A 22,124-nucleotide genomic window follows, 5' to 3' on the forward strand; every position below is an offset into this window, starting at 1 on the left:
GCTGAGAAATCCACATAAATTTGTAAAGCAAATTAACACAATGTTTAACCAACAATCTTTAAAATTTAAATTATGAACAAAACGGATTTAATCGATGCAATGGCTGAGAACGCTGGGATTTCAAAAGCAGCGGCAAAAAAAGCACTGGAATCTTTTCTTGAAAACGTAGAAAAATCCCTTAAAAAAGGAGATCGTGTATCTTTAGTAGGATTTGGTTCATGGTCTGTATCGAAGAGAGCAGCTCGTGAAGGAAGAAATCCACAAACCGGAAAGACAATAAAAATTGCTGCTAAAAATGTAGTAAAATTTAAAGCCGGAGCAGATTTACAGAAAGCTGTAAACTAATAACCTCATTATTAGGATAAAACTTATTAACCCTCCCATTGGAGGGTTTTTTTATTATAAATTTTTTATAATTTATTTGAATTTGCTAAATAAATCTTTAGATTTAATAAAAGACATCATTATGATAGCATTACAACCAGCCAAAGGTCTCCTCTTAGTAGCCGAGCCTTCTATTTTTGGAGATGCTTCTTTTAACCGTTCAGTAGTTTTACTGGCAGAACATTCTCAAAGTGGTTCCATAGGATTTATTTTGAATAAGGTTCTTGACTTTACCCTCAAAGAATTAATCCCTGAACTAAATAAAAGTTTCAAAATTTACAACGGAGGTCCTGTAGAGCAGGATAATCTTTACTTCATACATAAAGTGCCAGATTTAATTCCTGAGAGTATAGAAATAGCCAACGGTATTTACTGGGGTGGTAATTTTGATGCCGTAAAAGAATTAATACTTAAAGGGCTAATTTCTGAAAAGCAAATCCGATTCTTTCTAGGGTATTCAGGCTGGGATGCTACTCAACTAAAAGAAGAACTCGATTCCAATTCCTGGATCATAACAACGCATCACGATGCTAAGGATATAATTGAAAGGCCATATAGATCCTTCTGGAAAGATAAAATGATGGAGTTGGGAGGAAATTATATGCTCTGGTCAAACGCTCCCGAAAATCCAAGTTACAACTAACCTAATCTCGCCTTTACATTTAGTTTAGAAAGTAAGTCTTTAGAAACCGTATTTGCAAATTCCTTCTTCCTGTATTTAGTAACAGGTTGAATTCCTACAATTATGTTGGTAACAAAAATTTCATCTGCCTTTTGAAGTTCAAAAGGGGAAATAGAGGTTTCTTCTATTTCCAAATCGGGCATGGTTTTAATTATGGAAAGAAGTTGTTTTCTTACAATTCCATTTAACACTCCTTCGGCCAGGGATGGAGTTTTGATCTTACTGTCGCATACCAGGAAGACGTTTCCGTTAAGAGCTTCTACTATAGATTTGCGCTCATTTAAGAGAAAACAATTGCTGTAAGCATTTTCTTTTGCAAAGATACTACCTAATACATTTACCGCCCGATTATTCGTTTTAATGGTAGATAATAAGCCGCTGGTGATATAGTGATCTTTAAAAAGCTCAACTTCATACGGCTCCTCATTAAGGAGATAGAAAGGATCCTCCAGTTCTGAAGTATGAATTAAATAATCAATGTCACGGGATGCCGGAGTATATAAGCCACCTTCCTTGCGTAGTACAGTAAAACGTACCCGGGCAGGTTTTGTAATTAAATTATTTTCCTTCAGGATATTTAAAATTTCTAATTCGAGAAATTCAGGAGAAAAAGTTGAAGGAATTTCCATCCTCATTATTCTCATTGATGCCATTAACCTGAAATAATGATCTTCCCAAAAAATAATTTTTCCGTTAATCACCCTTATCGTTTCAAAAACTGAATCACCGTAAAATAGACCCCTGTTGGCAACAGGTAATTTTACATCTTCCTCTGCTACGGCTGCACCATTAAAATTGATCATAAAAAAGCCCCGTTTTGTTGACGGGGCAAAGGTACTATATAATAAAGGATTTTTATACCGAACCAAGAACCTGTTTAAGGTCGGAGATCATGTTTTCCCACAGCATTTTACCCTCATTTACTTCGTCTTCTTCAGCAAAATCGGTAACCATGACCGAAACATCTTTTGTAATTTCATCCACCTGGATACGTATTTCAAAGAAGTAGGTAGTCTCTTCATCTGCCAACCAACGAAATTTGATCCTTTCCCCGTTCTTTTTACTTAGCAATTTTGCTTTTTCTTCTGAACCATCCCAAATAAAGGTGAATAATTCCCCACGGGAATTAACATTATCTGCATACCATTCGCTTAAGCCTGAGGGGGTTGAAATATATTGATATAATAACGATGGAGAGGCCTGTATTGGGAATTCCATTTCGTACTTAACTTTATCTTCCATGCTTTATTCGTTAGATTTTGGGCAATATAAATATTAATTATTAACATAAAAAGAAATCAAAATAAATAATTCAGAAAATATTGTTTGCCTCAATTCAAATAGTTTTTATATTTGCACCCGCTAACAGGGAAGCTTACTTAATATTTCAGCTTTTTTTGATAGTCTTAAAAAGAATGGCGAGGTAGCTCAGTTGGTTAGAGCGTCGGATTCATAACCCGGAGGTCACGAGTTCAAATCTCGTTCTCGCTACAAGCAGACAAAGGCTTTCAGGAAACTGTAAGCCTTTGTCTTTTCTATTTAGTACAGAATAAGTACAGAATTATATATTTTCAGGGTTAGAATTTAAATTGCCTTTTTTTAATTCTTTTTGTAGGCAGATTTTATTTCCAAAAAAGACCATAAAAATTAGAAAATAATATTCCCTGTTTTGAATTGTCGGCTTTGGCACTTTAATGATTTATGGATTATTTTTCACTAATTTATAGTCATTCACCATCCTCGGGTCTCCCACCGTTTCCTGTCTGGAAATCCATTTCAGATTTAATGAAATATAATCCAGCTCATTAACGATTGTACCATAACACAAAAAAATACCTTTGCTTCGGAACGGGTATTTTTCCGCAACTGTGGGAAAAGAAACAGTATCAAAGATTTCATTTTCTTCATCGAAGAATGTTCCAAAGTACATGTACTTATTATTAGCTGTGGGAACGCGCTTGGCTGTGATCAAGTTCCCATAAATGTATACATCCTGCCCAATGTAGTTTTTGAAATCTTTGACTTTTAGGGTAGGTTTCAAGGTGTTTTTAAGGAGGTCGAAATGACTGCAAAGAGGAAAACCCAATAGTTCCATTTGGTCATAAGCTTCAACTAATCTATCAAAATGGAATTCGGGAAGATCAAAATCTTTGTGAGCAGTTCTGAACAGTACAGGCTGATCTGATTTTGTTTTACTGTTTTTCAACTTGAAATGTGCTTTCCATGACAGGTGATGCTTATCTAAACCTGTAAATCTGAAGGCGTTTATTTTTAAGAGTATGCTTAGTTGTTCAATTGAAATATCCACCCGATCTATAAAATTATCTAATGACCTAAAATCTCCAAAAAATTGTCTATTCTCAATGATTCGCTGTACCACCTTTGTTTCAAGTTCTTTGACATAACCAAGCCCTAAATAGATATCCTTTCCGTAGATCACATTTGGATGATCACTGTTATTGATACACGGTGCATGAACAGTTCCACCGCACCTTCTTATTTCTTGAATATAAGTTTCTACATCATAAAACCCGCCTCCATTGTTCAGTGCTGCTACCATAAATTCCAGCGGGAAGTATTTTTTTAAATATAGACTTTGATAGCTCTCAACTGCATAAGAGGCTGAATGTCCTTTTGGAAAAGCATATCCTGCGAAGGAGGCTATTTGATCCCAAACTTCATTTATAAGTTTCTCCTCATAACCTTTGTCCCTGCAATTCTGCCTGAATTTTTGTTCTATCTTTTCAATTTGTCCTTTTGAAGTTTTCTTTCCGCTCATTCCCCGCCTCAAAACATCGGCCTCTTCAAAAGATAATCCTGCAAAATGATGAGCGACTTTTAGCACATCCTCCTGGTACACCATAACTCCATAGGTTTCGGATAAGATTTCGTACAGAATAGGATGCGCCTGTTTTCTTCTTTGGGGATCCCTGTGGCGTTTGATATATTCTTCTTTCATTCCGCCGTTTGAAACCCCCGGTCGTATGATGGAACTTGCCGCCACAAGTCCAAGATAGGTCTGGGTTTGCAGCTTCTGAAATAACCCTCGCATAGCAGGAGATTCAATATAAAATACACCCATACAATCTCCTGTTTTGAGCAGGTGGTTGATCTCAGGATCATTTTTAAAAACAGATACATTCTCAATATCTTCAATTTTCGCATCTGGTTGGTTCTGCTTTATGATTTCAATAGCATCGGTGATTTTTGAAAGCCCTCGTTGAGCAAGAATATCAAATTTATGGATCCTTACTTCTTCACTAATGTTCATATCAATCTGGACTGTCGGGAAACCTTTGGGTGGCATAAATGTACCCGAGTAATTGTAAACAGAATCATTCAAGATTAAGATCCCACCTGAATGTACGCTCACGTAATTTGGAAATCCCTTAATCAATCCACTATACTTTAGCACAAGCTTTTCCAAATGGTCTAATTGATTATAACTGAAATAGCCGGATGATAATTTATCAATGCTTTCCTTTGGGAGGCCGAATACTTTTCCCAGCTCTCTCACTACTGCTCTATATTTGAAAGTGACGTACGTTCCCATTAAGGCGGTATTTTCATACCGTCTGAAGATATATGCAGTAATATCTTGTCGATCTTTCCAGGAAAAATCAATATCAAAATCGGGCGGAGATTTTCTGCTCTCGTTGAGGAAACGCTCAAAGTAAAGATCGAGTTCTATGGGATCTACATTGGTTATACCAAGGATATAAGCGACGATAGAATTTGCACCACTTCCACGTCCGATATAGGGATATTCTTTTGACCTGGCATATTGTATTATATCATAGTTAATTAGGAAGTAGGAGACAAAGCCAAGGCCAATGATCGCTTTCAGTTCTTTCTCTACCCGCTCGAAAACTACTTCTGAAGCATTGGGATAGCGTTTAAGAAGATTATCTCTGCACAATTGCTTTAACAATTCTTCATCCTCCTTTTTGCTTTCTCCATAAACCTGAAGGTTTCGGTTGAGACGATCCTGACCAACGCCGAACTCTATTTTACAGTTTTCAATAAGATGTCTCGTATTCTCCAGGATAAAGGGGTAATCTTCAAATTCAGCTTTAATTATTTCCGGGGAAAACATTTGCTGTGAATATTGACCTTCTTCAGTTTTTGAAAGTTTACTTAAAAGGGTATTATTATCTATTGCACGTAATAGGCGGTGTGCGTTGTAATCTTTTTTGCTCCTGAAGGAAACAGTTTGCAACAATACCAGCTTATCCTGAAGCTTAAGATATTCCGAAAATTTGAGCTTACGTAAAGTTTCTACAGAAACACCGATGAATTCATTTGCTCTGAAAGCATTCAATTTATTCTTTACAACTTCTTCAAAAGGATAAATTTTATAACAATCCGGTAATTCTGGAGCCTTATTTAAAAAAGGTATTCCTTTATGAAGATGAACCGAAAGATGTTCATTCAGTTGCCGAAAACCTTCATTGTTCCTTGCGATCCCGACATACTGCTGCTGTACCCCATTCCTGAAATCGATGCCGATGATTGGCTTTATTCCGTATTCTGATGCAGTTTGCACAAAATTCATACAGGCTGAAGTATTGTTGATATCAGTTACCGCAATATTGTGCACCCCAAATTTTTCTGCAAGATTACAAAGGTCATCAACAGAGAAAGTTCCGTAGCGTAAAGAATACCAGGTGTGGCAATTTAAAAACATAAGTTTTTTTAAATAGTTGTATGTTATTGTTGCCTATGCGCATGAAGCATTGGGGGTTCTCCATTAAAAGGATTTTCCATTCTTCCAACGCTGGTGCCGCCAAGAGTAGCTGCCTTGAATATACTGTGGTCTCCAAACCGTTCCCGGATTTTATCCAATGCATTATAAAGGTTTAGCATATCTTCAGAATCATCAAAAAGATTGATCTGGTAGTGGCCCCCTACAAGTCCGGTGAATTTTACTCCTATTAATCGAATGAGCAGCCGTCGATTATAAAGCTGATTAAATAGTTCTACAATTTTTGGAATTATAATATGATCTGCACTTGTATAAGGGATTTTTGCCTGTTTCGTGTACGTCTGAAAATCTGAATACCTGATCTTCACGCTTACATTAGAGGTTAGTTTGTTACCACGCCTTAACTGGAATGCAAGATTCTCTGCCATCGCTACGAAAGTTGCATGCAGCTGTACCATATTGATTGTATCCTTATGAAAAGTACGCTCTGCAGAAATAGATTTCCGCTCGTGGAAAGGAACAATAGGGGAATCATCTATGCCATTCGCTCTCTTCCAGATGTTTCTGCCGTTTTTGCCAAAAAGACTTTCGAGCACCTCCACAGGCATCTCCTGAACCATTCTGATATCCCTTACACCTTCTGAAAAGTTTTACTGCCAATCATTGGGATCTTCCGTACAGACAAAGGTGCCAGAAAAGATTTTTCATTCCCTCTCCGAATCATTATTTGATTATTAGGCTTCGCTTCCCCTGTGGCTATTTTAGAAACTACTTTATTCTGTGAGAGTCCAAAGGAAATTGGAAGTCCGCTTTCTTTAATTATTTCTTGCCTAAGCTCAGTAGCAAATTTATAGGTTCTGAAGAATTTGTCCATTCCACTAAGGTCTGCGTAAAATTCATCTATACTTGCCTATTCAAAGGAGGGAACACGGTTTTTAATTAGCTCTGTAACTATATGAGAATGTTTTGTATAAATTCCGGAATCACCTTTTATTACAGTAGCTTGTGGACAAAGGTGGCGAGCAACCCTCATAGCCATTCCCGAATGCACTCCGAATTTTCGGGTTTCATAACTGCAAGCAGCTACCACCCCTCGATCTCCCAATCCGCCTACTAAAAGAGGCTTATTTTGCAATTCTGGATGGAGCAAACGTTCCACAGAAACAAAAAAAGTATCCAGATCTAAATGTAAAATTGCACGCTTTTTCATTATTAGGAAATATTCCTATTTTTGGAATATTTCCAAAGGTAAAAATTAATTGAAGAGAGAAATCAAAAGGAGCGTTAAAATCAAAAAGAGAAAATTTTTTAAATATTGAACTTTCTCCCCGAATGGGATTTCTCTTAAATTCACACAAAACATGAATATGTGTTACCGTACAAAGCTCAATGCGAAGTTGCAGGTTTTTGCCAGAAATAAAAAAGCTCCACCTGAGGTACTCTAAGGAAATCTCAGTAGAATTACTGCTTTGGTTGCACCATTCCTTTTTCGAATGCGGTTTCCTTTTGTTTAAGAGTAATTATTACTATTCTGAATGACTCAGTAGAACTCTCCTCTAAACTCTCCAGGAATTTGATTGTCTGTCTAATTTGTTCTAACTGGTTTGCTGGTGTCATAATCCTTGAATAAAGAATCAAATATATACTTTAATCTCTTCTTGTCTTTCTTCAAGTTATTTTTTGGTACCAGGTGATACTGGTGGGAGAAAATATCCAGATGTAATAGCGTAAAAAGTGGTATATATGCCTGTTAAAATTAACTACAGCTTTATAACATCTAAAAATCGTTAATTTTTAAATCCAGGAATACTACACAATTAATTAGTCCACCAAATTATGAATGTTTTTTCCATAATTTCGAAACAACAATCTAGTGAAAATCTATAATTTCGGTCTAGATCTAAAACCTCAATATAAATGTTTGTAAATTAAATAAAAATATGAAATTACTCTTCAAAACAGTCATTACAGTGTTCGCAGTTACAGCGTTAATTGGATGTAAAGAAAGGCAAAGCGTAGAAATAAACACGCCGACAGAAGTTAAAAAAGAAGCAAGTAAAACTCCTGATATTGCCGATGTGGAATTTAGTGATGGATCGATTGGTAAAATATGGCACAATTATCTGGAAATAAAAATGGCATTAACTGAATCTGATGAAAATCAGGTGCAACAAACGGCAAACAGTATGGCAGAAACTTTCAGTGAAGAATTGGCTATATTGAAGTCCCTTTCCCTACAATTATCAGAGACAGACGATATTGAAGCGCAAAGGGAATTATTTGCCCAACTCACCGAAGAAATCGGAACGTTGTTTGAAGATGCTCTCTCAAGTGGTACCATCTATAAAAAGCTATGTCCAATGGCTTTCAATAATAAAGGAGCTTATTGGTATGCTGATGTGAAAGAAATTTCAAATCCATATTTTGGAGATAAAATGCCTAATTGCGGATCTGTTGAAAAAACAATTTCAAAATAAAACAAACCCTAATTTACGAAATAAAATGCTGAAGTCTGATTCTGTAAAGAAATTTACAGAGTAAAGAATAGCCTTAAAAAGAAACTAATTTTCTCATAATAATTAGTTGAAATTTCTTTTATAGTTCATTCTTAAAGTCCTTAAAGGAAAGGGGGGTTCTTGATCTAATTAGTGTAAATCCCCTTCCCTTAACAGGCACAATAAACTGTAAAAAAAGCATCAGATGAAAGACTGTTGTAAGACAGAGGGTGGAAATGAAAAAAATAAAAGTGGATTTAGGAATTGGATGATTTACATCATTTACCTCATTGTAGCCATTATTTTCATAGGGGTATTTCTTGTGCAATTAACTCAGGCCTAATGATGAATTTTTAACAAAAATATTATAAAAACTTTTATTATCGCTTAAATCTATAGTACATAAAAGCAAAAAAGGAATTTAAAAGTAACCAACTGTAAATTTAATAACAATGAATCAAGAAAAAGAAAAACACAGCGGAATGAAAAAAGGGATGTATAGAAAATTTATAATCATGCTTGTTCTTTCATTTATTGCAATGTATATAACTATGTATATGCATACCTATGATTGGGACCATGTTTGGTTTAGCCTTACAAGATTGTATATGGCTGTTTTAGGGATTTGTGCAATGGCCGTAATTATGCTATCCATGATGCTGGGAATGTACAAAAACCGCAAAAAAAATATTGCTATATACACAGGTAGCATTTTGATTTTTTTTAGTGCTTTAGGTTTAGTAAGGGCACAAATTCCAGTTGATGACGTGTTATGGATGAAAGCAATGATACCGCATCACTCAGTTGCGATTTTAGCCAGTAAGAGAGCTCATATTACGGACCCCGAAGCTCAAAAACTTGCAAAGGAAATTATCGAGGCACAACAACGGGAAATTGCAGAAATGAAAAAAATAATTTATAGACTTGAGAATCAGGAAGAATAGATAAATCTTTCTGTTTAAGGAGTGTTATCAAATAATAACTTTTTAGAGCGGGATTTCCTCTATGGATTTCCCGCTTTTAGTTAAATAAAAAGTGTTCCTCAAAACACCATTTTAATTTTGAGTCCTTTTACTTCCCCCTATTTGTTCATAACATATACATCAATAAAATTATGGTAAAATTTTAAAAATTTAAACCAGATGAAGCAGTTCTTTACCCTTACCCTCTCCTTATTGTATTTTATGGCATTCTCATACGGGCAGACAGATCAAAGATTAGCCATTCAGGGAGTCGTGGTTGATAATGAGGGGGTCCCTTTAGAGAATGCGCAGGTGGAACTATTAAATACTTCCTTTTCCACCAGAACAAATAACTCCGGTAAGTTCGGCTTTCAACAAGTTCCTAATGGCCACTATATTATTGTAGCCAAAAAACCTGGCTTTGCAACAATCTCTAAGCACTTCCAATTGAATAGCGACACAAGCGAAGTACGGCTAATTATAGAGCCGGAAACGAATCGCCTGGAGGCTGTAACTGTAACGGCACAAAAAAGAGAAGAGATTGCTCAGGAAATCCCTCTTAGTATCACCAGCCTGTCACATGATGCCGTTAAGGAAAGCCGGATCCAGAACATAAATGATCTCACAGCAATTTCCCCAAATCTCTATGCAAGTGATCCCGGAGACAGACGCACTGTAACATCCATCAGGGGGATTGTATCGACTTCTTATGACCCCGCAATTGCAGTCTACATTGATGGAGTAAATCAATTCAACCTGGACACCTATTACGCAGCTTTTTGACGTTGAAAGAATAGAAGTACTGCGAGGGCCACAGGGAACCCTTTACGGGAGAAATGCGATGGGTGGAGTGATAAATATAATTACCCGAAAACCGGAGAGAGAGACTACGGCATTTGCCGAAGCCACTTTTGGAAACTACGGCCGGAAGCAATTTATGGGGGGAATACGAACTCCTGTTGGGGATAGGCTTTTCTTTGGGGCTGCTGGCATGTATTAGGAAAGAGAAGGATTCTACACTAACTTATTTACCAATTCAAGCTATGATGATCAAAAAAATATTTCCAGCAATTATTACCTGCAGTACCTTTTTGATTCCACCTGGGATGCCACTCTCAACTTTAAACACTTTTCAGCCGAAAATGAAGGTGCCTTTCCTCTGAATATGGGAGTAGATGCAGCATTTGAAAATCCTTATACACTTAACCAGAATGAAATCTCTACTATGAAAGATAATACTTTCAACACCTCTCTTGTTATCGAGCATAAAGGACAGAATATCAACTTCAGTTCTCAAACTTCCTATCAGAAGAACTACCAGTATTACGAAGACCCTATTGATGCCGATTTTTCCCCTTTAGACGGCATTTCGATTATCAATAACTACGGCAAAGACTGGAATAATGTGAAAGTAGCTACACAGGAATTCAGGTTCTCCTCTCCTTCCGGTCCCGGCAGAGATCTGGAATGGACTGCAGGAACTTATATGTTTTACCAGGAAAGTCCGGTAAAACAGGCGACTCATTTCGGGGAGGATGCACCTTTACTGGGGTCCGAAGAAATAAATTACTCCCTCATTAATACCAGTGAAGGAACAAACAAAGGAATTGCCTTTTTTGGGCAGCTAAATTATCAGGTGCTCGAAAAAATTGGCGTAATAGCCGGACTCAGGTACGACCATGAGTATAAAAAGCAGTCTGTGTTAGGAGAGTATCAACCAGATACCGATGCTCAACCTCTATTTGAATACCAGTCAGACTCTAGTGCCACGGCCAGCTTTAAAGCATTTTCTCCCAAAGCTAAGTCTTACTTACAATTTTTCAGAAAAGAATCTGCTCTTTTTTACTTACAGCCGTGGATTTCGGGCAGGAGGCCTTACCCCCTTGAGTGCAGATCCTTCCCAGCCACCTTTAATTGAGTTTAAACCTGAATTCAGTAACAACTTTGAAATAGGTGCAAAGAACGCATTTTTTGAAAATAAACTGCTTCTGAATGCCACCCTCTTCTATACCGAGGTGACGGACGTGCAGGTCCCGACGCTGGTGATGCCAGACGGAGTTATTATTACCCGTAATACCGGAAGACTTACTTCAAAAGGTTTGGAGGTTGAATTGCAAGCCTTACTGGTTCCAGGTTTAGAAGCCAAATATGATCTTGGCGTGACCAATGCCAGTTATGGATCTTTGCTGGTTGCACAAGACGGGGGTGAAGTTAATCTACAGGGTAATAAGCAGATTTACACCCCGGAAATGACTTCCATGCTGTCCCTCCAGTACAGATCACATCTAGGACTGGGTAAGGACTGGGAGTTCTTCGCTCGTGCAGAATGGAAGTATTTGGGAGAGCAGTATTTTGATCTGGCCAATTCCTTTAGACAGGGACCTTACAGCCTTTACAATGGAAATCTTGGTCTTTCCTATAATGACATACAACTAATGATATGGGGGCGGAACATATTTGACAAACAGTATATAAGTTATGGCTACAACTTCGGCGCGGTGCACTTGGGCAACCCTGCTACTATGGGAGTAACTTTATCTTTGGACATCTAGCTTAGGCATTGTTAAAAATAAAAGGTTCAACTTTTCCAAAGTTGAACCTTTCTATTCCTGGTTTAGTTGTCTTAGGTGATTGCCAAACTTTTAATTTTAATTGGTAGGTATCAGTTTGTAAACCTTTCCTGTATTTCCGACAGGTCCTTCTTCATCAGTGGTCAAAACAAAAATTTCACCCGTATTGTTTTGGCCGAATCCCAGCAGATAATGTCCTAGTCCAGTCGAATTGTTCTTTCTCACATCCAGTTGTTGAAAGTCCCACATTCCTGTCTCTTTCATTTCTGCAACAAAAACTGCTCCAGTAGCTTTCCATGGTGCTGGGTCCAGGTACCAAAGATGTAGTCACCAGCTAATTCCTTAAGCTCATTTCCTCTGTAGACGTTACCGCCAATGACGACAAGGCCTTTTCCACCATTGTCAACTCCACCTTGTTTGAATTCAAGAACTGGATCTATCAATGGTTGTCCCATCTTATCATGCTGTGGACAATTTTCTCTGGTCTTGTCATTGTTGTAAGCATTAAAGCAATGGGTGCCTTCCTTCACATTCCAACCATAATTACCACCTTTAATTATTACATCGATTTCTTCCCACAGTACCTGGTAAGCATCCCCGGCAATGAGTTTATGGTCCCCTTCGGGATCGAAGGAAAACCTGAGGGATTTCGCAATCCATAGGCGTAAATTTCGTCCATTCCTTCTTGATTAACAAAAGGGTTATCTTCAGGAATACCATAGCGAGATTCACTGTCAACATCGATACGAAGGATACTACCAAGAAGGTTTTGTTCTACATCCTGACCGTTTCCTCCACCATTTTCTTCGTACCAGTCGGGAACATGACCAAGATCTATGTCATTGGCACCGCCGCCATCACCCACAGATATGTAAAGATAATTATCTGGGCCAAATGCTAAAGTACCCCCGTTGTGGTTGTATTGCGGCTGGTTGATTTTCAGGATAATCTTCTCAGAAGTTTTGTTAGCCAAATTCTTATTGTTCGCCGAAGCCTGAAATTCCGAAATATGGCTGGTGTGATCCCAATTATCTGGGGCTTCATCCGCTAGGGGGCGCTGTAGTAGACAAAGAACCTGCCGTTTTGGGCGTAATTGGGATGAAAAGCAAGTCCCAAAAGTCCTCTTTCCTCATGTGCATCTTTAAGAGGAACTATTTTATCCCTTAAATCCAGAAATGGCTCTTGAAGTAGACCGCTTTCCGGGGTATGTATCCTTATCACCCCCACCTGATCTACAATAAAATATCTTTTAGATTCATCCGGTGATTCCACCAAGGCGACTGGTGAAACCAGGTTTTCAGCTATTAATTTTGAGCCCACTTGTTCCTGCGAAAAAGTCGAAAGCGAAATAAATAAACAGGTTAAGAAGAAAAATGATCTGATTTTCATAATGTCCTTTTTTAATTAATATTGCTTGTTGTAAATTTACTAGCCAATTATTGAATATTTATATTTCAGTTTATTTGATTTTGTTCCACTACCTGGCGCCAGCTAAATCCTTCACTTTTAAGTAAGCTCTCCAGAGTCCGCCTACGCTCAACCAATTCCTGTGAATTTCTTGCAGTTAATCCTAGTGGTAAATCTTCACTGCTGTGGGCACCTTCTACTTTAGGCAGGCTGCGGGAAAAGTTTTTATCAAGATTCTGAAGAAAATTTGATATAGAAGAACGAAGAAGTTCAAGCTCTTCCTGTAAATTTTGTCCTTTATCGGAATAGAATAAAATTGACAAGGCCTCATCTAATCTTGTGATGTTGATACTAAAACAGTCCTTTCCTTCAGACCGACTATAAAAATGAACAACCGGATAAGCTTGATGGTTTACTGAATGTTGATCCACCTTCTCCTGCAGGTCATGAATTTGTTGGTAACTATAAGAAGAATCCAGTGCAAGTATCTTCTTTGCTATGGCCTTTGGATTCTTACCTAAATTATAGATGCTTTTTGCCAAGGTTCTTTTTTTTACTACAGCAGATGACACAGAAAGAAAATAAGTCATGGAGCTGGTGAAAAAAATAAAGCCGAAGAAAGAAAAACAACTTGTGACCAGCTCAAAGAAAGGCGAAGTAGGCTTAAAATTTCCCATCCCCAGAGTGGAAAGTGTATATCCCGTAAAATAGAGCCGTTCCCAGTTATATGCTGCCCTGCCGCTACTGTTGGTTATAGCCTCGGGGTTTGAAGAATAAACCATGAAAAGGCCTAGCCAAATAAGGAGAAGCCACACAAAGAGTATCATAAGATTAACAAATAGGCCATGATAATCATAAGCCTTCCTCCCGAAAGTCGAGGCACCAAACTGAATTATTCTATCGGATAAGATTGCCACATTTTCAGAAATAAAACCACCTCCGCTAGCGGAAAGGGTGGTGTAAAAGAAATCATGTATAGCTAATAATAGTATAATGAATCCAAGGATAAGTAAGGTTTCTGCCATTTTATTTGTTTATAATAGTTTAATTTTAAACTTAAGGTTTTGCCTTTGGATTTAGTAAATTGATGAAAGACAAAATTTATCTTGAGAGCCTACAAAAAAAAGAATTATTTGGTGTGACTTCCTTCGCTCCTCTGGAATTAATGTGAACTTTAGGATCGCAGAAGACTTCTTCTGCAATCCACCACCCCAATTCCACAATAACCAAAGAAATGAGAATTAAAAACCATATTCGTCTATTTGTTGTTCTCTCTCTTTTTGATTTCATAGTTCTTACTGAGATTCTTCAATGGGTTATTTAAAGAAGAAATTTTCTTGCTATTCATTTTTTTTAATTTTAATAGCAGTTATTCTTTATCATTACTTAAACTCGTGCAATTACCTAAAGCTTTACAGCTCTCAAACGAAGGGCGTTTGCTATCACTGATACAGAACTCAGGCTCATAGCCAAAGCGGCAATCATTGGCGATAACAATAATCCGAAAAATGGGTACAATAATCCTGCTGCAATTGGAATACCCAGGGTATTGTATATCAGCGCGAAAAAAAGATTTTGTTTAATATTCTTCATCACCTTTTGGCTCAAAATTTTAGCCTTGGCAATGCCTTTTAAATCCCCTTTCACTAGAGTAATTCCTGCACTTTCAATAGCAACATCTGTCCCGGTACCCATCGCTATTCCAATATCAGCCTGAGCTAAAGCAGGAGCATCATTTATTCCGTCGCCTGCCATAGCGACTTTTTTACCTTCCATCTGTAAGCGCTCCACTTCCTTCAATTTGTCCTCCGGAAGCATTTGTGCTTTAAAACCGTCCAGGTTTAAAGTTTCACTAACAGCTTTGGCAGTATCTTCATTGTCCCCGGTTAGCATAAAAACTTCCATCCCCAGATCATGAAGCTCTTTGATAGCCTCCTTACTTGAAGCTTTAATTCTATCTGATATAACAACAAATCCAATAATCCCGTTTCCTTCAGCTACATAAGAAACGGTTTTTCCTAATCGCTGTTCTGCTTTTACCTGTTCACGAAGTTCTTCAGAAATTTGAGCGTTTTCCTGCTCCATTAGTCTATCATTTCCTAAAGATATTTTCTTCCCGTCCAGTTCAGCGGTCACACCTTTTCCTGTGACCGAATTAAAATTAGAGACTGACTTCACTTCTATTTCCTTTTCTTCAGCGTAACGTATAGTAGCCTCTGCCAAAGGATGTTCACTACTGCTATTAACCGAAGCTATCTTCTGAAGGACCTCTTCTTCAGAATATTTTAATGATGCAGAAATTACTTTTTCTACTGAAGGTTTTCCTTCAGTGACAGTTCCTGTCTTATCAATTATTACCACATCAACCTTGTTAAACCTTTCCAGTGATTCGGCATTTTTTATTAGAACCCCCGATTGGGCACCTTTTCCTACTCCTACCATAATAGACATAGGAGTAGCCAATCCCAGGGCACAGGGACAAGCAATGATTAATACTGCGATGGCATTTACCAACGCATACACGTAGGCCTAGTTCGGGACCAAAAATTGCCCAGATGACAAAGGTGAGGACAGACACTGCAACTACAACGGGAACAAAATAACCTGAAATTCTATCAGCGAGTTTTTGTATTGGTGCCCGGGATCTACTCGCAGCATTTACCATTTCAATAATTTGAGAGAGGAGGGTTTCTGATCCGACCTTTTCAGCCACCATAATGAAGGTTTTGTTTCCATTTATAGTCCCCGAGCTTATTTTATCGCCTACCTCCTTGTCCACCGGAATAGGTTCCCCTGTTATCATGGACTCATCAATATTGCTTTCCCCTTCTTTTATACTTCCGTCTACAGGGATTTTCTCCCCCGGTTTAACCCGAAGCAGATCTCCTTTGTTGATATCGTCTATCATAACCACTTGCTCCTTCCCATCCACAATCCGAGTAGCTTTGTTTGGCGCCAGCTTTAAAAGTTCCTTAATGGCTGAATTTGTTTTTCCGTGAGCTCGTGCTTCCAGCAACTGCCCCAGCAGCACGAGGGTTAGGATGATTGTAGCAACTTCATAATAGACAAAAACGGTACCCTGATCTGTTTTAAATTGAGCAGGGAGAACATCCGGAAACAGCATAGCTGCCACGCTGAAAAGCCAGGCAACCCCTGCACCTATCCCTATTAGCGTAAACATGTTTAGGTTCCACGTCTTTATAGATCTATAGGCACGTTCAAAAAACATCCACGTTGCATAAAAAACAACAGGAATAGATAGACCTAATTGAATCCAGTTCCAGTACTCCCAATCCATTACCTCCAACAGTGGATTATCTGAAAATATTTCTTCAGACATCGCTATTATCAGAATAGGAATAGTGAAGGCAGTAGCAATCCAGAACTTCTGCAGCAGTTTCTTATAAGTCTTGTCCTCTTCATCCACACCTCCCTCCATAGGAACAAGATCCATCCCGCAGATAGGGCAGGAACCCATTTCATCCTCTACTATTTCAGGATGCATGGGGCAGGTAAATCGCTGAGGCATCTTTTGAGAGGACGGTGCTTCAACGAGATCCATCCCACACACCGGGCAATCACCGGGTTTGTTATAGGTTTTTTCTCCCTCACAGTGCATGGGACAATAAAAGGTTCCAGATCCTCCCGTAGCTTTTTCTGTACTTTTTTTAGACGGTTTTTTAGGTTTCTCTCCCGGCATAGTGATGGAATAAGTTCCTCCATCGGCCTCCAGTTTATTCTGAAAAGTTTTCAGTGGAATATGTTTTTCCATCTCTATCACCGCCTCTTCCTTTTCCAGGTTTACCGATGCATTAATGACCCCTTCTACTTCACTCAAAGCTTTTTCCACATGATTTCTGCAACCGCTACAAGTCATTCCATGAACGGCATAAGCGTGCTTCATTTTTTTCCTCCGCTATGCTCTTCTGAAGGTTGATAAATACTGTAATTAGAACCTTTTAAAGCCTCCTGAAATTTATCAATTTCAATAGGGCGTTCCATTTCTACAGTAGCTTCAGCTTTTTCGAGATTTACCGAGGCCTTTGTGACTCCCTCTACTTCATTCAGGGTTTTTTCGACATGACTTCGGCAGCCGTTGCAGGTCATGCCGTGAACAGCATAGGTGTGCGTCATATTTGCGTGTGAACCACCTTCTTCCTCATGAGGTAGAGCAATAGAATAGCTTCCTTTCGTTTCTTCCAGTGCCTGTTGTAGCCTTACCAGGGGCACATGCTGCTTCATCTCAATAACTGCCTGTTCATCCTGAAGGTTTACTTCAACCTTAGAGACTCCTTCAACTCCCTGCAAAGCTTTCTCCACCGTACTTCGGCAACCATTGCAGGTCATTCCCGATATTATATAAGAATGTTTCATCATTTTTTCCCGCCCAGGCTCCTCTGGCCCCGGGGCAATACTATAATTTGACCCTTTTAAAGCCTCCTGAAATTTATCAATTTCAATATGGCGCTCCATTTCTACGGTAGCTTCAGCTTTTTCAAGATCTACAGAGGCCTTTGTGACCCCTTCTACTTCATTTAAGTTTTTTTCTACATGACTTCGGCAGCCATTACAGGTCATCCCGGTTATTTTATATGTGTGTATCATTGCCATTTCGTTTTCCTTAAAAAAATTAAACATTATTATATTTAAATCCTGTAAAATGTGGTTGTTATAAATTAGCTTTGCTACGTATTATCATTATGGGAATGGTCCACACTATCTTCATCATTTAATCTTTTTTTCAGAAAGAAAAATTCAGCAATAAAGATGAGTATAATTGCAGGAACCGCTATATAAATAATAAAGACATCCGTTCGTGCCTTTACGATTAAGAAGGCTGCAAGTACAACCGCATCCAGAATGATCGCTGTTACTAAAATAGATGGCTTTGCATCTATTTCCTTTCTTAAATATCGAAAAACCCCCACATGCACGATTATATCCATTACTAAATAAAAAATAGCACCCAAAGAAGCAATTCGGCTCAAGTCAAAGAATATGGTTAAGATAATTGCAATTACTACTATATATACGAGCATATGCCTTTGAATAGTTCCAGACATTCCAAGATGGCTGTGTGGGATTAAATGCATATCTGTCAGCATTCCTGTCATTCGGGAGACTGCAAAAATACTTGCGATCACCCCGGAAATTGTTGCTACAACAGCGATCCCAACAGTAAACCACAACCCGAAATCCCCAAACAATGGCCTGGCAGCTTCCGCAAGCGAGTAATCCTTGGCTTCTATTATTTGAGGAATAGAAAGATTCGATCCTACAGCCAGAGCTACTAAAAAATATATCACCACACAGATTGCCAAAGAAATTACTATGGCCCTACTCACGTTTTTGTGAGGCTTTTCAATTTCACTCCCGCTATTGGTAATGGTGGTAAAACCTTTATATGCAAGAATAGAAAGTGCCAGTGCGGCAATGTAATCCACCAACTGGTTACCACCTGCATCTTCAGAAGGAACAGCCGCACCTAAATCCACACCGGAAGCCCACAGAGCTCCTGCCGCAAAAATTATTAAACCTCCTATTTTTAACGCTGCCATATAGAGGGAAATTTTTCCTATAGCCTTATTTCCAAGGATGTTTACAATAAAAGCGCATAGAAGCAATGCTACTCCTAAAACAGGAACCCAGAAACTATTTTCCCCAGCGTCGAATAGCTGTAGGGTATAACTTCCAAAGGTTCTTGCAACAAGACTTTCATTGATAACCATAGAAAAGGCCATGAGCAAAGATGCGGCAGCTGTGATGGTTCCTTTGCCATAAGCTTTTTGTAAATACATAGCTATCCCTCCTGCTGAAGGATAAGCATTGGACATTTTAATATAAGAGTATGCACTAAAACCGGAAATAATTCCTCCCAGGATAAAAGCATACGCGAAATACTCCCCGGAGAGTTCAGCCACCTGCCCAAGGAGCGCAAAAATCCCGGCACCAATCATAACGCCTGTTCCCATAGCTACCGCTCCGGTAAGGGAAAGGCTGTTTTTTTTATAGTTATTCATATCAAAATTTACCAAAAACCCGCTTTGGTGAGTACAATTAGAAGTGTTATTACATTTCGTGGTGTAAACCACCTTTAAAGTCTATGATTTCTACCAAGGTTCATATTTACCACAAGCCTCTGCACATTTTTTGCAAGCTTCGGCACAGTCATTACAATGTTGTACCTCATGTTTCGCACATTCGTTGGCACATTTTTTACAAATTTCCCAGCAAAAATATATTAGTCCTTTTACATCCTCTGAATTTACAGACAACGCCTGCGCGGTCGCAGTACACGTAGTGGCACAAATAAAATCCAAACGTATACTTTTCACCATTACTTTTACATCCTGTTCATCTAAGCAGGCACCAGCGCACTTATTACATTCTGCTGCGCACTCATACAAGATTTTAATCAATTCTGCATTTCTCATAAAGGATGATTTTTTGCTTTTGACTTTAAAATTACCGATTAGAAGACGAACTTTCTTCTAAAATTGTTGTATGATTTTACGTTTTAATGGTATTATATTATTTTTTGAACAAACCTTTTTTCTGCCTTTCTTCCAGTATCTTTTAAGTGTGCCTCGCTTCCCTTCTGAAACAACAAAGCCCGGAATTCCGGGCTTTTTCTTTTTTAACAGCAGTGCTTCAATTAAGCAGCATACTGCGAACAAGCCTCGGCACACTTTCTACAAGCTTCGGCACATTGCTTACAATGATCTGATTTATGCTTTTCACATTCATCAGCACATTTTTGACATATTTCCTGACAATACCTTACTAAACCTGATATGTCTTGCGAATCCACTGCTAAGGCTTCGGCTGTTGCAGTACAAGTCGTAGCACAAATTTTGTCTAAACGAATACATCTTACCATCATTTTGATATCCTCTTCATCTAAACAGGCATCTGCACAATGGTAACAATGTGCGGCACAATTATACAAAGCACTAATTAATTCTTGATTTCTCATTTTATTTGGTTTTAGTTAAACGTATTCCGAAGTTACAACATCAAAAGAGTGAATTATATAAAAAATATGGTAAAAACATTAGGTATTAAGGGTTTATGATTTTTTTAAGATCTAAATGTTGTTTTGCTTATAGGGTTTGGATAGTATTGCAGTGGGTAATTACCAGTTAATATGGACTTTTTTATTCTAGAAATTTCGGAGTTCAGATATATTTTAAGGAAATCTTTTCTATAGGTTGTGAAAAAATAATTGGCCTCTCTGGAATGTAATGATTTTACCTCTCATTCAATTCCTATTCCTGTGAAGATTTTGGGACCTGCACTTAACAGTTTGTATTTTAGAGCAGTTTTTTTTCACCTCGTTAGCAACATTAATAGAAGAAATGAAAGAGGCTATGCTTAAATTCAGCTACTGAAGAAATTCTGCTACTCAGGTTCTAAAAGAGAAGAAGATAAACCAACAGAAGAAGCCCGACTCCAAGTACTGCAATTTGCCATAGCTTAAGTCCCTTCCTCTCAAGATATTCGACTCCCACCAAAGCACCCAGGCTACAACTAGAAAAAGGATCGACCAGCTCCAGCTATTCATTGCAAAGAGCTTTCAAAAAGACCTTGTTCATCTCTAAATTCTCTATTTCTATATTGGTAAGCTATTAATGTTCAAAAACAACTGTTGTTCTTTTGTTAACTTGAAAAAGCTCTTAGCTCATAAACATTCTGCTCAAAGTCTGCACTTAAGGATTACTACAAAAAAAGGGCTGCTTCTATATAGCACAAAGACCGTTGTGAAGTCTTTGGCCACTAAATCACCTATTCCTCATCAGAACCGAAAAAAGTCCTTTCATTGAAATCCTCCTGGTTGTAGAAATTTTCTTGGGTGTAATCTAATTCTTCCTTTTGTTTAGATGAAAAAATCAGAAGAGTCTTTTTTTCATCTTCAATAGCAAGGCTTTTTACGCTTCTATAGGTAGGCAAGGATTTAAGGTTTTCAAAACTTACTTGTTCCTGAACAAAGACTTTTTGTTCCTTTTGATTTAATTCTGCTCTTCCTATGGGAATTAAAATGTCCTTTTCTTCTTTTAATCTTGCCCCTTTCTCCAGACTCACAACGAGGTATCTAATTCTTTTATCAGTTTTGTCATACAAAAAATCCTTTAGAATCCCCATTCTTGCGCCAACAGCATCAACTACTGGCCATCCATAAATTCGGGAAAAAAGATCATCAATTTTGTAGTCACTGTTCTTCAGTTCCTGCAGGTGTTCAAGTGGTGCAGAAATTTCATTAGGGTCTCTTGAGGTATCTCTTTGAATATCTTGACCAACCTCATCATACTTCCACTTCTGTATCATAATTCTGTGTCTAGTCATGTGTATTGTTTTTGATGTTAATAACTAAAGACTCTTTACTCTAAATTAATAATAATGATCTTTAAAATTAATAAATGAATTATAAGTTTTTTTTAAAACTGAATCACTTTTACCAAAGGAAATTTTTGCTGATTAAGAACTCTTAAAAAAGTATTTAATTTATCAATGATGTTCCGGTATGGTTTTCCTGTTATTTTGGAGTCTTTTCCTCGAACATGAATCGCAACAATAAAAATGCTCAAATCCATCAAGAAAGACCCCTAAAGGGCCTAAAATAAACCCTGTGGAGTAGAAAACTCCGGCAGCTAAAGGAACGGCCATGACATTATATGAATCTTTGTATAAATGCAATAAATCCAGGGATAGCCTCAGCTCGGAAATATCGCCTGAACATGAAAATTCATTTTTCGATGTTATCGAGTCTTTCAGATTTGTTTCTTCAACCAATTTTATTTCTTCTTTGTAGAAATTTGTAAGAATAAGTTTATGCACAATAAATAATGGGCTTTTTACATGGATTACTTATTAATTTTTTTAGTAACTCATAGTTTTCTCATATAGGGGACTTTTTAAGAA

Annotated in this window: 21 protein-coding genes, 1 tRNA gene and 3 pseudogenes; 9 read left to right on the forward strand and 16 right to left on the reverse strand. The window is 37.9% G+C overall.

What is annotated here, in order from left to right; all coding sequences use genetic code 11:
• Positions 1–72: 72 nt before the first annotated feature.
• Both LZ575_RS04080 and LZ575_RS04085 read left to right on the forward strand, forming a co-directional pair.
• A complete protein-coding gene (locus LZ575_RS04080; RefSeq protein ID WP_006990442.1) occupies positions 73–345 on the forward strand; it encodes an HU family DNA-binding protein in 273 nt (90 codons plus the stop codon).
• Positions 346–466: 121 nt separating this feature from the next.
• Positions 467–1,027 (forward strand): YqgE/AlgH family protein, encoded by a 561-nt coding sequence (locus LZ575_RS04085; protein ID WP_235329050.1) that lies wholly within the window; start codon positions 467–469, stop codon positions 1,025–1,027.
• Here LZ575_RS04085 and LZ575_RS04090 read toward each other — a convergent pair.
• On the reverse strand, positions 1,024–1,869 hold the full coding sequence (locus LZ575_RS04090; protein ID WP_235329063.1) for an aminotransferase class IV: 846 nt from the start codon (positions 1,867–1,869) through the stop codon (positions 1,024–1,026). The genes LZ575_RS04085 and LZ575_RS04090 overlap by 4 nt on opposite strands.
• A 52-nt stretch (positions 1,870–1,921) precedes the next feature.
• Positions 1,922–2,308 carry an START-like domain-containing protein gene (locus tag LZ575_RS04095; RefSeq protein WP_235329066.1) on the reverse strand — a complete coding sequence of 129 codons (387 nt, stop codon included), beginning with the start codon at positions 2,306–2,308 and terminating at the stop codon, positions 1,922–1,924.
• Positions 2,309–2,483: 175 nt separating this feature from the next.
• Here LZ575_RS04095 and LZ575_RS04100 point away from each other — a divergent pair.
• Positions 2,484–2,557 (forward strand) — tRNA-Met (locus LZ575_RS04100).
• A gap of 208 nt (positions 2,558–2,765) precedes the next feature.
• Here LZ575_RS04100 and LZ575_RS04105 read toward each other — a convergent pair.
• Both LZ575_RS04105 and dinB read right to left on the reverse strand, forming a co-directional pair.
• Positions 2,766–5,753, reverse strand: coding sequence for a DNA polymerase III subunit alpha (locus LZ575_RS04105; protein WP_235329077.1), 2,988 nt, complete (start codon positions 5,751–5,753; stop codon positions 2,766–2,768).
• Between the two features lie 23 nt (positions 5,754–5,776).
• Positions 5,777–6,981 (reverse strand): annotated as a pseudogene (gene dinB, locus LZ575_RS04110) (DNA polymerase IV).
• Positions 6,982–7,711: 730 nt separating this feature from the next.
• Between dinB and LZ575_RS04115 the strand changes: the two are divergent.
• From LZ575_RS04115 to LZ575_RS22285, 6 genes are all read left to right on the forward strand, one after another.
• Positions 7,712–8,248 carry a DUF3347 domain-containing protein gene (locus tag LZ575_RS04115; protein ID WP_235329086.1) on the forward strand — a complete coding sequence of 179 codons (537 nt, stop codon included), beginning with the start codon at positions 7,712–7,714 and terminating at the stop codon, positions 8,246–8,248.
• 470 nt (positions 8,249–8,718) lie between these two features.
• Positions 8,719–9,210, forward strand: coding sequence for a DUF305 domain-containing protein (locus LZ575_RS04120; protein WP_235329088.1), 492 nt, complete (start codon positions 8,719–8,721; stop codon positions 9,208–9,210).
• A gap of 198 nt (positions 9,211–9,408) precedes the next feature.
• Positions 9,409–10,011: a carboxypeptidase regulatory-like domain-containing protein gene (locus tag LZ575_RS04125; RefSeq protein ID WP_235329109.1), complete on the forward strand. Its 603-nt coding sequence runs from the start codon at positions 9,409–9,411 to the stop codon at positions 10,009–10,011.
• Positions 10,012–10,069: 58 nt separating this feature from the next.
• Positions 10,070–10,228, forward strand: a complete 159-nt coding sequence (locus LZ575_RS23235) for a hypothetical protein (RefSeq protein ID WP_311195963.1) — start codon at positions 10,070–10,072, stop codon at positions 10,226–10,228.
• Positions 10,229–10,393: 165 nt separating this feature from the next.
• Positions 10,394–11,146 carry a TonB-dependent receptor domain-containing protein gene (locus LZ575_RS22280; protein WP_311195964.1) on the forward strand — a complete coding sequence of 251 codons (753 nt, stop codon included), beginning with the start codon at positions 10,394–10,396 and terminating at the stop codon, positions 11,144–11,146.
• The gene (locus LZ575_RS22285) at positions 11,061–11,780 is read left to right on the forward strand and encodes a TonB-dependent receptor (RefSeq protein ID WP_255702951.1); all 720 of its coding nucleotides are present in this window, start codon (positions 11,061–11,063) and stop codon (positions 11,778–11,780) included. The genes LZ575_RS22280 and LZ575_RS22285 overlap by 86 nt, the downstream gene beginning before the upstream one ends.
• Positions 11,781–11,876: 96 nt before the next feature.
• Here the strand turns inward: LZ575_RS22285 and LZ575_RS04140 are convergent, their stop codons facing one another.
• From LZ575_RS04140 to LZ575_RS04190, 12 genes and pseudogenes are all read right to left on the reverse strand, one after another.
• Entirely contained in the window at positions 11,877–12,062 is a 186-nt protein-coding gene (locus LZ575_RS04140; protein ID WP_235329118.1) for a hypothetical protein, read from the reverse strand.
• Positions 12,059–12,328, reverse strand: coding sequence for a hypothetical protein (locus LZ575_RS04145; RefSeq protein ID WP_235329129.1), 270 nt, complete (start codon positions 12,326–12,328; stop codon positions 12,059–12,061). Before LZ575_RS04145 ends, LZ575_RS04140 begins: the two co-directional genes overlap by 4 nt.
• Before the next feature lie 29 nt (positions 12,329–12,357).
• A complete protein-coding gene (locus LZ575_RS22290) occupies positions 12,358–12,771 on the reverse strand; it encodes a sorbosone dehydrogenase family protein (protein ID WP_255702786.1) in 414 nt (137 codons plus the stop codon).
• A 74-nt stretch (positions 12,772–12,845) separates the two neighbouring features.
• Entirely contained in the window at positions 12,846–13,187 is a 342-nt protein-coding gene (locus tag LZ575_RS22295) for a PQQ-dependent sugar dehydrogenase (protein WP_255702788.1), read from the reverse strand.
• A gap of 65 nt (positions 13,188–13,252) precedes the next feature.
• On the reverse strand, positions 13,253–14,230 hold the full coding sequence (locus tag LZ575_RS04155) for an ion channel (protein ID WP_235329131.1): 978 nt from the start codon (positions 14,228–14,230) through the stop codon (positions 13,253–13,255).
• Positions 14,231–14,609: 379 nt separating this feature from the next.
• Positions 14,610–17,582: pseudogene (locus LZ575_RS24195) on the reverse strand (heavy metal translocating P-type ATPase).
• 93 nt (positions 17,583–17,675) lie between these two features.
• Positions 17,676–17,843: pseudogene (locus tag LZ575_RS24200) on the reverse strand (heavy-metal-associated domain-containing protein); the annotation flags it as partial.
• A gap of 47 nt (positions 17,844–17,890) precedes the next feature.
• Positions 17,891–19,225 (reverse strand): APC family permease, encoded by a 1,335-nt coding sequence (locus tag LZ575_RS04170; RefSeq protein WP_235329135.1) that lies wholly within the window; start codon positions 19,223–19,225, stop codon positions 17,891–17,893.
• 90 nt (positions 19,226–19,315) lie between these two features.
• On the reverse strand, positions 19,316–19,639 hold the full coding sequence (locus LZ575_RS04175; RefSeq protein WP_235329144.1) for a four-helix bundle copper-binding protein: 324 nt from the start codon (positions 19,637–19,639) through the stop codon (positions 19,316–19,318).
• A 221-nt stretch (positions 19,640–19,860) separates the two neighbouring features.
• A complete protein-coding gene (locus tag LZ575_RS04180) occupies positions 19,861–20,181 on the reverse strand; it encodes a four-helix bundle copper-binding protein (protein WP_235329146.1) in 321 nt (106 codons plus the stop codon).
• Between the two features lie 809 nt (positions 20,182–20,990).
• Positions 20,991–21,548: a PRC-barrel domain-containing protein gene (locus tag LZ575_RS04185; protein WP_235329149.1), complete on the reverse strand. Its 558-nt coding sequence runs from the start codon at positions 21,546–21,548 to the stop codon at positions 20,991–20,993.
• 162 nt (positions 21,549–21,710) lie between these two features.
• On the reverse strand, positions 21,711–22,040 hold the full coding sequence (locus tag LZ575_RS04190; protein WP_235329157.1) for a hypothetical protein: 330 nt from the start codon (positions 22,038–22,040) through the stop codon (positions 21,711–21,713).
• Positions 22,041–22,124: the final 84 nt, after the last annotated feature.

The sequence above is a fragment of the Antarcticibacterium sp. 1MA-6-2 genome (assembly GCF_021535135.1).
In the GTDB taxonomy this organism is placed as follows: domain Bacteria; phylum Bacteroidota; class Bacteroidia; order Flavobacteriales; family Flavobacteriaceae; genus Gillisia.

Coding starts and splice junctions, on each gene's coding strand:
- LZ575_RS04080 (WP_006990442.1), top strand. CDS start 73: ATGAACAAAACGGATTTAATCGATGCAATGGCTGAGAACGCTGGGATT.
- LZ575_RS04085 (WP_235329050.1), top strand. CDS start 467: ATGATAGCATTACAACCAGCCAAAGGTCTCCTCTTAGTAGCCGAGCCT.
- LZ575_RS04090 (WP_235329063.1), bottom strand. CDS start 1,869: ATGATCAATTTTAATGGTGCAGCCGTAGCAGAGGAAGATGTAAAATTA.
- LZ575_RS04095 (WP_235329066.1), bottom strand. CDS start 2,308: ATGGAAGATAAAGTTAAGTACGAAATGGAATTCCCAATACAGGCCTCT.
- LZ575_RS04105 (WP_235329077.1), bottom strand. CDS start 5,753: ATGTTTTTAAATTGCCACACCTGGTATTCTTTACGCTACGGAACTTTC.
- LZ575_RS04115 (WP_235329086.1), top strand. CDS start 7,712: ATGAAATTACTCTTCAAAACAGTCATTACAGTGTTCGCAGTTACAGCG.
- LZ575_RS04120 (WP_235329088.1), top strand. CDS start 8,719: ATGAATCAAGAAAAAGAAAAACACAGCGGAATGAAAAAAGGGATGTAT.
- LZ575_RS04125 (WP_235329109.1), top strand. CDS start 9,409: ATGAAGCAGTTCTTTACCCTTACCCTCTCCTTATTGTATTTTATGGCA.
- LZ575_RS23235 (WP_311195963.1), top strand. CDS start 10,070: ATGGGTGGAGTGATAAATATAATTACCCGAAAACCGGAGAGAGAGACT.
- LZ575_RS22280 (WP_311195964.1), top strand. CDS start 10,394: ATGGGAGTAGATGCAGCATTTGAAAATCCTTATACACTTAACCAGAAT.
- LZ575_RS04140 (WP_235329118.1), bottom strand. CDS start 12,062: ATGAAAGAGACAGGAATGTGGGACTTTCAACAACTGGATGTGAGAAAG.
- LZ575_RS22295 (WP_255702788.1), bottom strand. CDS start 13,187: ATGAAAATCAGATCATTTTTCTTCTTAACCTGTTTATTTATTTCGCTT.
- LZ575_RS04155 (WP_235329131.1), bottom strand. CDS start 14,230: ATGGCAGAAACCTTACTTATCCTTGGATTCATTATACTATTATTAGCT.
- LZ575_RS04170 (WP_235329135.1), bottom strand. CDS start 19,225: ATGAATAACTATAAAAAAAACAGCCTTTCCCTTACCGGAGCGGTAGCT.
- LZ575_RS04175 (WP_235329144.1), bottom strand. CDS start 19,639: ATGAGAAATGCAGAATTGATTAAAATCTTGTATGAGTGCGCAGCAGAA.
- LZ575_RS04180 (WP_235329146.1), bottom strand. CDS start 20,181: ATGAGAAATCAAGAATTAATTAGTGCTTTGTATAATTGTGCCGCACAT.
- LZ575_RS04185 (WP_235329149.1), bottom strand. CDS start 21,548: ATGACTAGACACAGAATTATGATACAGAAGTGGAAGTATGATGAGGTT.